Source organism: Glycomyces luteolus, assembly GCF_027622875.1.
GTDB classification, from domain to species: Bacteria; Actinomycetota; Actinomycetes; order Mycobacteriales; family Micromonosporaceae; genus Glycomyces; species Glycomyces luteolus.
On record NZ_JAPZVP010000020.1, the window covers coordinates 90785 to 106199 of the forward strand.

Annotated in this window: 15 protein-coding genes and 1 tRNA gene; 5 read left to right on the top strand and 11 right to left on the bottom strand. The window is 68.6% G+C overall.

The window, feature by feature from the left end:
- Nucleotides 1-76 precede the first annotated feature (76 nt).
- From O1R50_RS21455 to O1R50_RS21465, 3 genes are all read right to left on the bottom strand, one after another.
- Nucleotides 77-916 carry an NAD(P)H-binding protein gene (locus tag O1R50_RS21455; RefSeq protein WP_270112262.1) on the bottom strand — a complete coding sequence of 280 codons (840 nt, stop codon included), beginning with the start codon at nt 914-916 and terminating at the stop codon, nt 77-79.
- A 250-nt stretch (nt 917-1166) separates the two neighbouring features.
- On the bottom strand, nt 1167-2954 hold the full coding sequence (locus O1R50_RS21460) for a serine/threonine-protein kinase (protein ID WP_270112263.1): 1788 nt from the start codon (nt 2952-2954) through the stop codon (nt 1167-1169).
- A gap of 231 nt (nt 2955-3185) precedes the next feature.
- Nucleotides 3186-3485, bottom strand: a complete 300-nt coding sequence (locus O1R50_RS21465; protein WP_270112264.1) for a hypothetical protein — start codon at nt 3483-3485, stop codon at nt 3186-3188.
- Between the two features lie 364 nt (nt 3486-3849).
- Between O1R50_RS21465 and O1R50_RS21470 the strand changes: the two genes are divergently transcribed.
- The gene (locus O1R50_RS21470; RefSeq protein WP_270112265.1) at nt 3850-4788 is read left to right on the top strand and encodes a helix-turn-helix domain-containing protein; all 939 of its coding nucleotides are present in this window, start codon (nt 3850-3852) and stop codon (nt 4786-4788) included.
- 59 nt (nt 4789-4847) lie between these two features.
- Here O1R50_RS21470 and O1R50_RS21475 read toward each other — a convergent pair whose 3' ends face one another.
- Together O1R50_RS21475 and O1R50_RS21480 are read right to left on the bottom strand one after the other, a co-directional pair.
- Nucleotides 4848-5021, bottom strand: a complete 174-nt coding sequence (locus tag O1R50_RS21475) for a DUF397 domain-containing protein (RefSeq protein ID WP_205327402.1) — start codon at nt 5019-5021, stop codon at nt 4848-4850.
- A 122-nt stretch (nt 5022-5143) separates the two neighbouring features.
- On the bottom strand, nt 5144-6055 hold the full coding sequence (locus O1R50_RS21480; RefSeq protein WP_408612780.1) for a cation diffusion facilitator family transporter: 912 nt from the start codon (nt 6053-6055) through the stop codon (nt 5144-5146).
- Between the two features lie 298 nt (nt 6056-6353).
- On the opposite strand from O1R50_RS21480, the gene O1R50_RS21485 reads away from it, so the two are divergent.
- Complete coding sequence (locus O1R50_RS21485; RefSeq protein ID WP_270112269.1) at nt 6354-6827, top strand: hypothetical protein; 474 nt, start codon at nt 6354-6356, stop codon at nt 6825-6827.
- Between the two features lie 55 nt (nt 6828-6882).
- On the opposite strand, the gene O1R50_RS21490 is transcribed toward O1R50_RS21485, so the two are convergent.
- A complete protein-coding gene (locus O1R50_RS21490) occupies nt 6883-7269 on the bottom strand; it encodes a phage holin family protein (protein ID WP_270112270.1) in 387 nt (128 codons plus the stop codon).
- Between the two features lie 200 nt (nt 7270-7469).
- Between O1R50_RS21490 and pstB the strand changes: the two genes are divergently transcribed.
- The gene (pstB, locus tag O1R50_RS21495) at nt 7470-8354 is read left to right on the top strand and encodes a phosphate ABC transporter ATP-binding protein PstB (RefSeq protein ID WP_270112272.1); all 885 of its coding nucleotides are present in this window, start codon (nt 7470-7472) and stop codon (nt 8352-8354) included.
- A 119-nt stretch (nt 8355-8473) separates the two neighbouring features.
- Here the strand turns inward: pstB and pstA are convergent, their stop codons facing one another.
- The 4 genes from pstA to phoU all read right to left on the bottom strand — a co-directional run bounded on the left by pstA (nt 8474) and on the right by phoU (nt 12350).
- Nucleotides 8474-9364 carry a phosphate ABC transporter permease PstA gene (gene pstA / locus O1R50_RS21500; protein WP_270112273.1) on the bottom strand — a complete coding sequence of 297 codons (891 nt, stop codon included), beginning with the start codon at nt 9362-9364 and terminating at the stop codon, nt 8474-8476.
- Complete coding sequence (gene pstC, locus O1R50_RS21505) at nt 9361-10347, bottom strand: phosphate ABC transporter permease subunit PstC (protein ID WP_270112274.1); 987 nt, start codon at nt 10345-10347, stop codon at nt 9361-9363. The genes pstA and pstC overlap by 4 nt, the downstream gene beginning before the upstream one ends.
- An 82-nt stretch (nt 10348-10429) precedes the next feature.
- The gene (gene pstS / locus O1R50_RS21510; protein ID WP_270112275.1) at nt 10430-11491 is read right to left on the bottom strand and encodes a phosphate ABC transporter substrate-binding protein PstS; all 1062 of its coding nucleotides are present in this window, start codon (nt 11489-11491) and stop codon (nt 10430-10432) included.
- Between the two features lie 211 nt (nt 11492-11702).
- Nucleotides 11703-12350, bottom strand: a complete 648-nt coding sequence (phoU, locus tag O1R50_RS21515) for a phosphate signaling complex protein PhoU (protein ID WP_270112276.1) — start codon at nt 12348-12350, stop codon at nt 11703-11705.
- A gap of 158 nt (nt 12351-12508) precedes the next feature.
- Between phoU and O1R50_RS21520 the strand changes: the two genes are divergently transcribed.
- On the top strand, nt 12509-13264 hold the full coding sequence (locus tag O1R50_RS21520) for a hypothetical protein (protein WP_270112277.1): 756 nt from the start codon (nt 12509-12511) through the stop codon (nt 13262-13264).
- Between the two features lie 91 nt (nt 13265-13355).
- Here the strand turns inward: O1R50_RS21520 and O1R50_RS21525 are convergent.
- A tRNA-Lys gene (locus tag O1R50_RS21525) sits at nt 13356-13431 on the bottom strand.
- A 116-nt stretch (nt 13432-13547) separates the two neighbouring features.
- On the opposite strand from O1R50_RS21525, the gene obgE reads away from it, so the two are divergent.
- A complete protein-coding gene (gene obgE, locus O1R50_RS21530) occupies nt 13548-15011 on the top strand; it encodes a GTPase ObgE (RefSeq protein WP_270112278.1) in 1464 nt (487 codons plus the stop codon).
- Nucleotides 15012-15415 lie beyond the last annotated feature (404 nt).

Genomic DNA, 15415 nt, shown 5'->3' on the forward strand with positions numbered 1-15415 from the left:
GCCCTTAAGCGCAGAGAACAGCGCCCGGCGACCAATGGTCGCCGGGCGCTCGCTCGTCCGCAGCGCTTTCGATCGTCTAACTCCTGAACGCGGCCGCGTACTCGACCGCCCACTGGCCGAACGTCAGTGCGGGGCGTCCCAGCAGGCGTTCGACGGTGCCGGTGCTCGGCCCGGCCTCGCGGGCGAAGTCGGCGAGCGATCCGAGCAGCCGGGCCGGGATCTCCTCGGGCAGGCCCTGGGCGAGCATCGCGGCCCGCACCTGCTCCGGCGCGAGCTCGACGTACGCGAGGTCGCGGCCGATCGCCTCGCCGATGAGCTGCGCCTTCCGTGTCTGGGTCAGCGATTCGGGCCCGGTGAGGACATAGGCGCGGCCTCCGTGCCCGCTCTCGGTGAGGGCCTTGACGGCCACCGCCGCGATGTCTCGCTCGTGGATCGTGGACGAGGCCGCCTTCGCGTACGCGCCGCGCACCGCCCCACTGGGGACCTGCGGCGCCCAGGCCAGTGCGTTCGTCGCGAAGTCGCTGCAACGCAGGTGCGTCCACTCCAACCCGGAGTCCTCGGCGGCGCGTTCGGCGGCCTTGAAGCCCTCGGCGAACCGCGGCTCGCCCGCCGGGTGTACGACCGTGGCCGAGGAGATCACGGCCACCCTCCGCACGCCCCGGGCCGCAGCTGTCCGCAGCAGGTTCGCGGCCTCGGGCCCGGCCGCTCGGGGGCTGAGCAGGACGCCCGCGACGCCCTCCCAGTGGGCGTCGAGCGCGCCCGGCTCGGACGGGTCGGCGCCGATGACGCGCACACCCTCCGGCAGCAGGGCGGAGCCGGGGCGGCGGGTGACGGCGGCGACGCCGTGCCCGGCTTCGCGAAGGAGCGTGATGGCGGAGCGGCCGACCGGACCGGTGGCGCCGATGACGATGATCATGGGGGAGTTCCCTTCGAGTCGAACGATGTCGACTCCTAGATCGTTCCGCTCCCCGATCCGTGACCGTCGGCTGCTGTGAACCCGATCGCATCCCGCGCCGCCGCATGGCGTGGCGGTCGCATGAGCCGTTTGCGTATGAGCCCGCAATCGGGCGCGGGCGTGAACGACCGCTGCGGGCGGATACTCGAACCCGCTGACCGTTCCCAGTCCGGCCGAACCGATCCGAAGGCGCTGTCGACGCCCTCGGGCGCTATTGCTCCTCGTCGGGTGACGGCGTCTCGCCCGTCTCCGGCTTGCATCTTTCCGTGTCCGGCGCGCGCTTCACCGTCAACTGCACTGTGGAACCCGGCTCGACTTCGCTTCCGGCGCCGGGGGACTGGCGCACCACTCCGCAGCGGGCCTCGCCCTCGCCCTCGTAGTCCACGGACGGTGTCAGCCCCGATTCTTCAATCCGCGAACGGGCGTCGGCCTCCGACTGCGTGATCACGTTCGGCACCTCCGCCGTTTCGGGCGGCGGCGGGGACGAGCTCTCGGAAGCGCTCGGCGACCCGCTCGGCATCAGTGAGGGTCCTGCCGAAGCCGTGCCGTCCTCGGGCCGCGACGCCTCCGCGTCCGGAGCGGTCTCGCTCGGGTCGGCCGAAGGCTCCTCGCCCTCGTCGTCGCCGCCGCCGTGCCAGAACCCGCCGTCGCCGTCCTGCCCTTGGACTTCGGCGCCGTCAGCGCCGGTCTCGCCCGTCGTCGGCGTCGCGGGCAGCTCGTCCTCGTTCCACGGCAAGGTGATCGCGATCGCACTGATCGCGGCCACCGCCGCGAGCGTCCCGGCGAGCGAGAGCCACAGGCCGCCGCGCCGACGCGGCCGTCCGCGCGGCGCTTCAGGAACCGGCGCCTGACGCGTCGGGCTGGGCGGCACCAGGTGCGCCCCGGTGTGCGAACCGGTCAACGGCGGCAGCGTGTGCCCGTCCGTGAGCGGCGGCGAAGTCGCTGATGATCGCGGCTCGGGCGGCGACTGCGGAAGCGCGGGCGGAACCGGTTGCGGCTCCGACTGATGACCCGTGTCGCTCTCCGCGTCCGGCCGCTGGTGCGTGCCCGAAGGCGGCCCGGCGGTGCCGTTCGAACCCGTGCCGTCCGTACCCGCCTCGATCGATCGCGCCGGCTGCACCTGGGTCCGGACCGTGGCCGGAGCGCGGTTGGCGAGCAGCGCGGCGCGCGTCTCGCGGCAGGCCTCGGCGAGCTCGGCCGCGTCGGTCCATCGCGCCTCGGGGTCCTTCTGCAGCGCGCGGCGCACGATCTCGGCGACCTCGTACGGGACCGCGGTCGGCAGCGGCGGCGGCGCGTTGCGCAAGTGGGCCGAGAGCACCCCGAGCGGGGTGTCGGCCTTGAACGGCGGCGTTCCGGCCAGGCACTGGTGGGCGACCACTCCGAGCGAGTACAGATCCGAAGCGGCCGTGAGGTTCTCGCCCGCGGCCTGCTCGGGGGACATGTAGGTGACGGTGCCGAGCACGACTCCGGTGGTCGTGAGGGTCAGGTTGTGGCTGACGCGGGCGATCCCGAAGTCCACCAGGACGACCGAGCCGTCGGCGCGCACGAGGATGTTGCCGGGCTTGATGTCCCGGTGCACGATCCCGGCGGTGTGGGCCACGTGCAGCGCCTCGGCGACCCCGCCGATGACGCGCAGCGCATCGGCCGGACTGAGCTTGCCCCACAGGCCGAGCAGCTGCGAGAGCGGCTTGCCGTCCACGTACTCCATGATCAGGTACGCGAGGTGCGCGTCTTCGTCCTCGATCTCGCCGTAGTCGTAGACCTCGACGACCCCGGGGCCCTGCATGACGGCGATCGCGCGGGCCTCGCGGCGGAAGCGCTCGCGGAAGCCCCGGTCGTCGACGAGATCGGCGAGGAGGACCTTGATGGCGACCGTGCGCCACAGGATCGTGTCGACGCCCTCCCAGACGTCGCCCATCCCACCCCCGCTGATACGGCGCTCAAGCCGGTACCGCCCGTCCAGGACAACGCCTGCCTTGAGGTTGCGAGTGCTCAGCATCCGGCGGCTTTTCCCTTCTCGGCGAAGCTCGCAAGCCGCGAATTCGCAGCCTTGGCGAAGCTCGCGAGCTGTGGAATCGCAGCTGGCGACACTTGCGAGCCATCAGTTCGTCCTGTATCGGACCAGTTCTCACGGTCTAACGAACGGCGGCGGCTGAAGCTACGCGTTGGCTCGGGCGAACTTCGGCCCGATCGAAGGATTTTCGCCGCCGCGTCGAGGCGGCGCCCGGTGCTAGGACTTCGCGACGGCGACGACGGCGCGGACCGGAGTCGCGCGGCCCGGGTCGGGGAGCGCACGGGCCGGGGCGGGGCCGCCGACGGCCTGGCCGAGCTGGCCGTCCCAGCACGCCCACGAGTGGCAGGGCCAGGATTGTCCGCAGTGCCCGCATACAGGGTGCTTGGCGCTGCGCTGGTCGAGGGCGGGTGTGTGGCGTTTCCACCACCGCGCCTGCACGCGCCAGAGGCTCGGCACCAGCACGCCGCTGGGCGGCTCATCCGGCGGGGGATTGTCGAGTGTGTACGGGCTTCGCAACGCGGGCTGCCTTTCCGGTCTTTCGATGGGTTGGAATCGCTTGCGGCCCTTGGTATTCGGGCGTGACGTTCCGGTGTGACCTGGTCGACGCCGAGTCGCGGTGCCGAATCGGTACAGTCGGGGGGAGGCGGATAGCCCCTCCGTACAGTAGAATTGCACATGCAGAATTTGGATGCAAGAGGTATAACCGGATCGGGTGGCGATTCCTCCCGCCCCGCGGCCGCGCAGGTGAGACCCGGACGATCGGTCTCGGCCACGCCGGCGGGCCGCACTTGAGAACAGCTGACGTTACCGGGTGAGCGGCCCAGAAGTCCTCCCCACTCCCGGTGCGTCCTCACCGAATCCGGAGAGATCAGGGTGTCAAATGGGTACATCGAACGACAACGCTGAGAGCGATCTGCCGAAGAAGTTGGGAGGCAAGGCGATGCCTTCGACCGGCAGCCCCACCGTCCGCCGCCGCCGCGCCGGGAAGATCCTCCGGGACCTGCGGGAGAAGTCCGGTAAGGACGCCAATGACGCCGCCGCGGCCCTCGAGGTCACCAGCTCCACGATCTACCGGATGGAGCTCGGGCGGGTCGGGATCAAGCCTCGGGACGTCCAGGCCCTGGTCGAGGTCTACGGGGTAGAGGACTCCGACCTCGTCGACGAGCTCGTGCGCCTGGCCCGCGACGGCCGCAAGCGCGGCTGGTGGGCCCGCTACTCCGACACCATCTCCCCGCCGTACGCCACCTACATCGGGCTGGAGCAGGACGCCTCCAGCCTGAACGTGTACGACGGCCTGATCATCAACGGGCTCTTGCAGACCCGCGAGTACGCCAAGGCCACCTTCGGAATGGTCCCGGAGCAGTCGCAGCGGTTCATGAACGAGCGGATCGACCTGCGCATGGAGCGCCAGCAGCGCCTGCGCGGCGACCTGAAGATCTGGAACGTCATCGACGAGGCCGCCGTCCGCCGCGTCCTCGGCGGGCCGGAGGTCATGATCGCCCAGCTGCAGAACCTGCTCGACCTCGGCTCGCTCCCGAACGTGCACCTCCAGGTGCTGCCTTTCGAGGGCGGCGCCTACCCGGGGATGCTCTCGTCGTTCACCATCCTCGGCTTCGGGCCGCTCGAGGGCGAGGTCGACCCCGGTTACCGCCACCCCGACGTGGTCTACATCGAGGGCCACAACGGCGACGTCTACGAAGAGGGCGCCGACGTGCAGCCCTTCCACGAGATCTTCGGGTACCTCCGCTCGGCCGCGCTCGACCCGGGCCGGAGCCTGGAGTTCATCGAGCAGCAGGCCCAGTACCTCAAGACCCTCTAGCGGGCAGACGCAAGGGGGCGGACGCGGCACCGCCGCATCCGCCCCCTTACCCGTCCTTCTTACCTGCCAGATGTCCGCAGCAGCGAACGCCAGTCGGCTCGGCTGGCGCGCAGGATCGGGCTCACCGTCAGCTTGGTGTCCCTGATCTCCACGGCCGCTTCCGCGAGCCTGGCCTCGACACAGGCCCCGTTGGGACCTGACCTGCTGCTCTTCCTCCATGTGTGGGTCAACATGGATCTCCTCCTTCCAAGGAGCATTCGAGTCCCCAGGACGGTGTCGAGCTTAACCATTGCGTTACAAGGCGAACGTCGACTATCCGTCAGTATCAGGTTCCGGACAGAACGATTGCCGCGCTTCACCAATGCGGTGTGCCGCAGGAGGCCTCCGCGCTGCCGGGCTCGATTTGGACCGTCGCGTGCGCGATGTCGAATTGTTCTGCCAGCGTCCGCTGCGCGTCGCCGAGCACGCTTCCGGGATCGGCGCCCGAGTCGAGGGCGAGATGGACGGTCGCGACCTCCATGCCCGACGTCAACGTCCACAGATGGAGATCGTGGACCTCTTTCACCCCATCGAGTGCAGCGAGCGAGTGTTCGACCGCGGCGGGGTCGACGCCGACGGGCGCGTGCTGGAGGAGGATGCGGAGCGCGTCGCGGCCCAGCCGGTAGGCGCGCGGCAGGATGAACAGGCCCACGCCGACGGCGATCAGGCTGTCGATCGCGAACCAGCCGGTGAAGGCGATGACCGTGGCGGCGGCGATGACGCCGAGCGAGGCGATGGCGTCGCCGAGGACCTCGACGTAGGCGCCGCGCACGTTGATGGACTCGGCGGCGGCCGAGCGGAGCAGCAGCAGGGAGGCGACGTTGGCGGCGAGGCCGAAGACGGCGACGGCGAGCATCGGGCCGGACTGCACCTCGGGCTGGTCACCGAGGCGGCGCACGGCCTGCATGATGACGAACCCGGCGACGCCGAACAGCAGCACCGTGTTCGCCAGGGCCGCCAGCACTTCGAGCCGGTACATGCCGTAGGTGCGGCGGGGCCGCCCGCCCGACCGGCCCACGGCGATGATCGCGGCCAGCGCCATGGCGATCCCCAGGGCGTCGCCGGCGACGTGGCCGGCGTCCGAGAGCAGCGCGAGCGAATGGGTGTACCAGGAGGCGACGGCCTCGACGGCCGTCACCGCGAGGGCGAGGCCGAGGGCGAGCCAGAGTCGGCCCTTGTGTCGCGCGCCGAGCGAGGCGGCTCCTGCGTGCGAGTGGTCGTGGCCCATGGAGGGCGCCTTCCTTAGTGGCGGTGCGGGCGCGGCGAACCGGGTCCCGGCGGTGGGGTCCCCACTGCCATCGAATGCTAACATGCGCACTATTGCATATGTAGGTACGGGGTCGATTCGCCTCAACCGCACGCGGGTAACCCCGCGTCGGCGATCCGCTGTCGCAGTGTGACCGATCCGCGGCATTTTCGTGCGGTGCCCAAAGAAACGCCGGAACAAGGGGGACTTTCACAAATGCGGGGCGGCAATGGAATAATATTCGTACCAACATCATCAGCACTGGTCACGGGGGGTGACGATGAAAGACGCCATTGAAACCTCTACCATCGCGTTCGTCGCAATCGTCGCGATCGTCCTCATCTTCGCAGCCGTCCTCGGCCTGCGATCCGTCATCGAGACCAAGCGCCGCCGAAAAGCCAGGGCCAAAGCCGACGCCGAGGCCTGGACCGAGCTCCTCGGCAGCCAGCTCAAGATCGCCCCGGTCTCCGTGGGCGACACCGAAGCGGCCGCGGCCCTCGACCGCGCCCGCAAACTCCACTACAAGGCGGTCGAGAGACTCAAGACCGCCAAGAAGGCCAAGCAGTTCGCGCGCATCCGCACCTACGCGCTCGCCGGACTGCACAACCTGAACATCATGCGCCGCCGCCTCGGCAAGGCCCCCGGACCGCAGGGCCCCATGCCCTTCAACACCGCGGGCACCACCAAGGCCGCCAAGCGCGACGCCAACGTCCGCGACGTCCCCACAGGACCGTCCACCGGACTGCCTTTCTAGCGACAGCGCGCGACGAACGGGGGCGGCCACCGGCCGCCCCCGTTCGCCATGCCCGCTACTCCTCGGCCGGCTTCCGCGGCGACAGCAGGTCCATCACCCACATCGCCAGCGACACGATGATCGCGCCCCAGAACGCCGCCCAGAAACCGTCCACGTAGAACCCCAGCGACAGCTGCTCCGAGAGCCAGCCCGTCAGCCAGAACATCAGCGCGTTCACCACCAGACCGAACAGTCCCAGCGTCAACACGTACAGCGCGCAGCCCACCGCCATGATGATCGGCTTCACGAACGTGTTCACCAGCGTGAACACCAACGCGACCAGCACGAGCGAGAGGAAATCCTCCAGCACCGAATCGCCGTACAGGTCAATGCCCCCGACGATCGCCGCCGCCAGCCACAGCGCCAGGGCCGTCAGGACGAGACGCACCAGAAATCGCATCATCCGGCCAGTATCGCCGCCGGAGCGACCGCGCGTCCAGTTTCCGCCGAGCCGAGAAGTACCGCCTGGGCACCCGCGAGACCGAGCCGGGCCCGCGGATTCACCCCCGGTTCACCCCAGATCGAACCCGACGCCACCCGCCGCGCCTACAGTCGCGACAGCCCGCTTCGCTTCCACACCTGCCTCGCGCAGAAGGAGAGACCATGAGCGATCCGTCGCACTCGGCGCTCGGCCGCACCGTCGACCCCCGCCGCATCGGCGCGAACACGGCGCCCGGCGCCCCTCACGCGCCCTTCAGCCACGACGCGCCCACCGTCTTCGACATTCGCGGCGTCAACGTCTACTACGGCGCCTACAACGCCGTCAAAGACGTCAACTTCACCGTCGCCAAGAACGAGATCACCGCGCTCATCGGCCCCTCGGGCTGCGGCAAGTCCACCCTGCTGCGCTCCCTCAACCGCATGAACGACCTCATCCCCGGCGCCCGCGTCGAAGGCACGGTCGCCTACCACGGCAAGGACCTATACGGCGCCGGCGTCGACCCCGTCGAGGTCCGCCGCCGCATCGGCATGGTCTTCCAGAAGGCCAACCCCTTCCCCAAGTCCATCTTCGACAACGTCGCGTACGGCCCCAAGATCCACGGCGTCCCCCGCGCCGAGCGCGAGGCCATCGTCGAGGAGTCCCTCAAGAAGGCCGCCCTCTGGGACGAGGTCAAGGACAAGCTCAAGCAGAGCGCCCTCGCCCTCTCCGGCGGCCAGCAGCAGCGCCTGTGCATCGCCCGCACCATCGCGCTGGCGCCCGAAGTGGTCCTCATGGACGAGCCCTGCTCGGCCCTCGACCCCATCGCCACGGCCCGCATCGAAGAGCTCATGGTCGACCTGGCCAAGCAGTTCACGATCGTGATCGTCACCCACAACATGCAGCAGGCCGCGCGCGTCTCCGACAAGACCGCGTTCTTCTCCACCGAAGTCAACGAGCAGAGCGACACCCGCACCGGCGTCCTCGTCGAATTCGACGACACCCAGCGGATCTTCACCACCCCCTCCGACGAGCGCACGGAGAACTACGTCACCGGCCGCTTCGGCTAGGCACACGACGACAGGGGCCCCGCCGGATCGGCGGGGCCCTTCGCCTATCCGGTGAACCCCGCACACGGCAACGGCCCCGCACCTTCCGGTGCGGGGCCGCGGAGTGAGACCGAGCAGTACTAGCGCTTGTCGATCGCGAACCGCGATGCGATGATCCGCGACACGATCGTGAACAGGAAGACGATCACGATCAACGTCAGCGCTGCACCCCAGGCCCGCTCCTGCGAGGCCGCGAACGGCTGCGTCGCGTTCCGGTAGATCTGCGCCGCAAGCGTCGTGTTCTCGCCGTAGAACAGGTCGGGCTTGTAGATGTACGTCAAGCCCACGGTCACGATGATCGGCGCGGTCTCGCCCGCCGCCCGCGCCACCGCCAGCAGCGCCCCCGAGGTGATCCCCGAAGAAGCCGAAGGCAGCACCACGCTCATCGTTGTGCGCCACTTCCGCGCACCCAGCCCCGCCGAAGCCTGCCGCAGCTCCTCAGGCACGAGCCGCAGCATCTCCTCGGCCGAGCGGATCACGATCGGCAGCATCAGGCACGCCAGCGCCAGCGAACCGCCGAAGCCGACCTTCTCGCCGATCACGATCACATACGCCACGTAGATGAACAGGCCCATCACGATCGACGGCACACCCGTCATGACGTCGGCCATCGTCCGGATGAACCGCGCCAGCGGCTTGTTCTGCCCGTACTCGTTGAGGTAGACCGCGCCGAGCACACCGATCGGGATCGCGATCAGCGCCGCCATGCCCGTGATCGCCAGCGTGCCCAAGATCGCCGGGCCCATGCCCGGACCCTCGGTGCGGTAGTTCCGCGGGATCTCCTCGGTCAGGAACCCGAGGCTGAGCGCCGAACCGCCGCGCGTGATGACCTGCCATGCGACCAGCACCAGCGGCAGGGCCGCGATGAGGACGCACAGGCCGATCAGGACCGTCGCGGAGCGGTTGGCGAACGCCCTCCGCTTCGACAGGTTGCGCCCCGTCAGATCCGGGGCGGTGTTGAGGCTCGTCATGAGTGGGCCCCCTTCATCTTGATCTCGGCGCGGCGGACCACCACGCGGGCGAGGAAGTTGATGATCACGGTGATCGCGAACAGCTCCACGCCGATCGCGATGAGCGCGTCCTGGTGCAGACCGCTCGACTCGCCCCACTGCTGCGCGATGATCGCCGCCATCGTGTTGCCCGGTGCGAACAGGTTGGCGGACATGGACGTCGCGCCGCCGATGACCAGTGCCACCGCGATGGTCTCACCCATCGCCCGGCCCAGGCCCAGCATCGAGGCGCCCACGAGGCCACCGAACGAGTGGGGGAGGATCGCGCCCTTGACCATCTCCCAGCGCGTCGCGCCGAGGGCGTACGCGGCCTGCTTGTCGGTCTCGGGCACCGTCGCGAACACTTCACGCGCGATCGAGGTGATGATCGGGATCGCCATGATCGCCAGCACCAGGCTGGCGGTGAAGTAGTTGCGGCCGGTGTTCGTGTCGTCGAAGATCGCGTTCAGGCCGGGCACCGGCGCCACCAGATCGGCGAACCACTGGTACGCCGGGGTGATCGCCGGAACCACCACCAAGACCGCGACCAGGCCGAACACCACCGAAGGCACGGTGGCGAGCAGGTCGATCACGGTCACGATGTACTTGCGGCTGCGGCGGTGCGCCACCTCGGTGATGAACAGCGCGATGCCGATCGACACCGGCACCGCGATGAGCATCGCGATGACCGAGGTGACGAGCGTCCCGTACAGCATCGGGAACGTGCCGAACACGTCGTCGTTGGGCGCCCAGCGGGTGCCCGTGACGAAGCCGATCAGGCCCTCGTCCTGGAACGCGGGAGACGCGCGCAGCGAGGTCGTGATCAGGATCAGGCCCAGCACGGCGAGGACGGTCAGCCCGGCCGCGGTCACCAGGGCCCGGAAGCCCCAGTCGGCCCTGCGGGAGCGGGCCTCGCCGCCGAGGTCGACCTCGGCGGGGGCTTCGGGGGTTGCCGTTGCGGTCAAGGTTCTCTCTCCGGTTTCGTCAGCGGAACGGCCGAAAACCCCAGCGGCGCGCTGGCCGTTGGGGTGATCGGATCCGGGGTTCCTAGTCGGCAATCGTCGCGTTCAGAGCTTCGATGGCCTGCTCCTGCAGGCTCGTGGGCAGCGCCGCGTAACCGTTCTCGGTGGCCAGGGCCTGGCCGTCGGTCAGCAGGTAGTTGACGAACTCCTTGACACCGGCGGCGACGTTCGGGTCGTCGTACTCGGTGCGGATGAGGATGTACGTCGGGGCGGTGATCGGGTAGGCCTCGGCGCCGGCCGCGTTCAGCGGGTTGTACGAGAGGTCGGCTTCGACCTGGGCGCCGTCGAGCGCGGCGGTCGCGCCTTCGAGGGACGGGGCGATGAAGGCGCCCTCGGCGTTCTCGATGGAGGCGGTCACGAGCTTGCTCTCGGTGGCGTCGGCGAGGTCGACGTAGCCGATCGCGCCTTCGGTGTCCTGGATGATCTGCGCGACACCGGTGTTCTTCTCACCGGCGATGGCGTTGGCCGGCCACTCGATGGTGTCGCCCGAGCCGAGGGTCCAGACCTCGGGGGCCGAGGCTTCGAGGAACTTCGAGAAGTTCGTGGTGGTGCCCGAGCCGTCCGAGCGGACCGCGAGCGAGATCGCGGTGTCCGGCAGGGTCGCGTCGGGGTTCGCCTCGGCGATCGTCGCGTCGTTCCAGGTGGTGATGGTGCCCGCGAAGATCCCGGCCAGGACGTCCTGGGGGAGCTGCAGCGCGTCGACACCGGGCAGGTTGTAGGAGATCGTGATCGGGGCGGCCACGGTCGGGATGTACTGGAAGCTCCCGGCCTCGACGCCGTCGTCGTCGCCGACCAGCGAGTCGGTGCCGGCGAAGTCGTTCAGGCCTTCACCGAACTCGGACTTGCCGGTGCCGGAGCCGGTGGCGTTGTAGGTCACCATGAGGTCGGGGTTCACATCGGCGTAGGCCTCGATGGCCGCCGCGTAGAAGGCGTCCGGGAAGCTGGCGCCAGAGGCGTTGATCTCGCCCGTGGCCAGGTCGCCGGACCCGCCCTCTTCGTCGCTGCCACCGCCGCCGCAGGCCGCGAGGCCAAGCGCGAGGGTGCCGGCGGTGATGCCGCCGAAGATGGCTCTGCGGTTCAGTTTCATGCTGGTCTCTACTCCGTCTCCCAGCGCTCGGCCGGGCTACTGCTTCACTGTCCGCAACCATCAAAGCCAGACCCGGTGTTCACCCGCTGACTTGGAGTTGAACTCAAGGTGAACGACTGAGCGCGATTCGCAACAGTGGAGTGGGACCTGCCGGGGACACCCCTCTGAACAGGCGGTTTTACCGGGTCTCGCCCCGGCCGTGATCGGACCGTTATGAACGGTCGAGGTGAACATCCCCTGTCACGAGGTACACGACCTGATGCGAGATGCGTACCGCGTGGTCGCCGAACCGCTCGAAGAACCGCGCCAGGAGGGCCGCGTCGACCGCCGTCTGCGGCCCGTATCCCAGGGTGGGCAGCTGCGCGTGGATGCGCTGCTGGATCGCGTCGAGCTCGTCGTCGTCCAGGCCCATCTGCGAGGCCAGGAGGTGGTCGCGCTCTTCCAGGACCGTCACCAGCTTCTGCGAGAGATGCACGGCCGCCGCGCCCATCGCCGCGAAGTCCGCCCGCAGCGAATCGGGGATCACCGGCACGGGCGCGCGCAGCAGCACCGACTTCGCCACGTGCTTCGCCAGGTCGCCCATTCGCTCCAGGTCCACCGAGATCCGCACGGCACCCAGCACGAACCGCAGGTCCGTCGCCACCGGGTCGTACTGCGTCATCAGCTCCACGATCCGGTCGTCCACCCGGAACTGCAGCGCGTTGACCTGGTCGTCCGCGGACACCACGGCTTCGGCCGCGGCGGTGTCGGTCTCGAGCAGCGCCGCCGTGGCCTGCTCGACCGCGTCACCGACCCTGCGGGCCATCTCGACCAGGAGCTCATTGAGCTCATTGAGATGCACGTGGAAGACATTCGCCATAGTGGACCAATCGAGGTTGTAAGGGCCGTATATGCGCCCAGTCTAGGCACCGGGGGCCGGATCGAGGCCTCCCCGCTGGCAAACTCCGGGCGAACAGACCTGGACGACCGGCGTTAGAGTGAGGTCGACGCACGAACGATCCCCATGGAGCCGACCAGATGACCTACCCCTCGCAGCCGGGCTACCCCACGCCGCAGTACGGCGGCCAATCCCCGCAGCCGCAGCAGCAGAACAACCTGTGGCTCATCGGCGGGGCGGTTCTCACGGTCCTCATCGTCATCATGACCGTGATCCTGCTCGTGGTCCAGCGCACCCATAACTCGGACGACGCCGGGGGCGGCGGCGAACCGAACACGACTGCCGAAGAAGGCGGCGACAGCACCGGGGACGACGGCGGCTCCGATGGCGGTGACGACGGGGGCGATGACGGCGGCGGTTCCGGGGCCGCCGAGCTCAACTCGGAGGCGTGCGACGCCTTCGACTTCGGCACCTTCGAAGAGGCGTACGGCCCGCTCGACCCGGACCAGACCTCCCGGACCGAGAGCAGCACCAACGGGCTCGGCTCGCTGAGCTGCTCGTTCTACAACGAGGAAGTCACCGGCGTCAACCTGCGGATCACCGACTACGAGACCGTCGAGGACGTCGTGTACTGGGTCGAGTCGGACGCCGACTACTACAACGCCGAGAACGGCTACGAGTTCAGCGAGTGGACCGAGATGGGTGACGCCGGCAGCTTCTACACGGACTCGACCGACGGCACCAAGACTCTCAACCTCCACGTCGCCCTCGGCAGCCTCGAGATCACCGTGTACACGACGCTGTGGGAGGGCGAGGGGATCGACGAAGCCGCCGCCACCGCCGCGCTGGAGGACTTCGTCGCCCAGTCCGCTGAACTGTTCGTCGACTACACGTAGGCGAAAAGGCCCGGCGGCCGCTCGGCCGCCGGGCCTTTCCACGCCCTTTCGGGGAAACCAAAAAGAGGCCCTGTGATCAGGACCTCTTGTGTGGTGCGCCGCCAGGGACTCGAACCCCGAACCCGCTGATTAAGAGTCAGCTGCTCTGCCAGTTGAGCTAGCGGCGCATGGTGTTTGAGCAACTACCGCACTTTTGGGGCGGTGTCTCTCGCACGAGGAGAAACTTTAGCATGTGCCACGGGCGCCGTCTCCGGGGGTCCCCCGAGGTGGCTACGCTTGGACGGTGACAAGTTTCGTAGACCGCGTGAATCTCCAGGTCATTGCCGGTAAAGGTGGCAACGGCTGTGTGTCGGTCCACCGTGAGAAGTTCAAGCCGCTCGGCGGACCCGACGGCGGCAACGGCGGCCACGGGGGTGATGTGGTCTTCGTCGTAGACCCGAACGTGCACACCCTGCTCGACTTCCACTTCCAGACCCGCCTGCAGGGCGGCAACGGCAAGCACGGCCAAGGGTCCAACCGGGACGGTGCCAACGGCGAGTCCATCCGGGTGTCCGTGCCCAACGGCACCGTCATCTACTCAGAGGGCGAGATCCTCGCCGACCTGACCGGCAACGGCACCGAGGTGACCGTGGCCCAGGGCGGCCGCGGCGGCCGCGGCAACCGCGCCCTCGTCAGCTCCAAGCGGAAGGTCCCCGGCTTCGCCGAACTCGGCGAGTCCGGCGACGAGCTCGCCGTCACCCTCGAACTCAAGAGTGTGGCCGACGTCGGCCTCGTCGGCTTCCCCTCCGCGGGCAAGTCCTCGCTCATCGCCGCGATGTCGGCCGCCCGGCCGAAGATCGCCGACTACCCGTTCACGACGCTCACCCCGAACCTCGGGGTCGTGTCCGCCGGCGAGACCACCTACACGATCGCGGACGTCCCGGGCCTCATCCCCGGCGCGGCGGCCGGCAAGGGGCTCGGCCTCGAGTTCCTGCGGCACATCGAGCGCTGCGCGGTCCTCGCGCACGTCGTCGACTGCGCCAACCTCGAGTCCGACCGCGACCCGGTCTCCGACATCGACGCCCTCGAGCACGAGCTCACCGAATACGGGGGGCTCGCCGACCGGCCGCGCATCATCGTCCTCAACAAGATCGACCTCCCGGACGGGCGCGAACTCGCCGACTACGTCCGCGGCGATCTTGAGAAGTACGGGTGGCCCGTCTACGCGGTCAGCGCCGTCAGCCGTGAAGGTCTGAAGGAGCTCAACTTCGCCTTCGCCAAGGAAGTGGTCGAGTACCGCGAAGCCCAGCCGCCGATCGAAGCGACCCGCGCCGTCATCCGCCCGGCCGCCGTCGACGACTCCGGCTTCAACGTCAAGAAGGTCAAGCCGGCCTTCGATGGCGACGTCGAATTCATCGTCACCGGCAACAAGCCCGAACGCTGGATCCGCCAGACGAACTTCGAGAACGAGGAAGCGGTGGGCTACCTCGCCGACCGACTCGCGGCTCTCGGCGTCGAAGACGCACTCGTGAAGCAGGGAGCAGTGCCCGGCTCGTTCGTGCGCATCGCCGAACACGAATTCGAATGGCAGCCGACCGACCCGAACATCATCGCGACCGTCGCTCCCCGCGGCACCGACGCCCGATTCGAAATCAGCGACCGCAAGGGCGCCGATGAACGCCTCGCCGAGCGCAGGGAACGCCGCGCCGAGGTGCTCGAAAGGGTCGCCCAGGAAGAGGAAGCCAGGGGCAAACGCCGCAAGCGATAGCCTCTTTTGCGGACTGACCTGCGCAAACGTGCGGTTCGCAAGGGTGTGGCGCCGAGCACGCACCCCCCTTGCGAACCCCGTTTCCAGGTAACGTAAATTTGTCTTTGCCCGAGGGGGAAACGGACAGGAAAGCCGAAAGGCCCTGGCCCAGAACCAAAAGGGTAAAACTCCGAACGAATCGATCGGGGGGCCAAAACGGCCCGAAAACCGGTCTGGTAAGTTACTGGAGCCGCTCCGGTCGGAGAGGAACTTCCAAGAAGTTTCAGATCTGATCAGTGCGTGTTGTTTGAGAACTCAACAGGGTGTTTGGATGGTCAGCGTGCGGGCTGACTGGGGATTGCTGGCCTAGGTGCTGGTGGTTTCTGGTTGGTACTGTTTTTGACTGTCTTTTCCTTGGGACACTT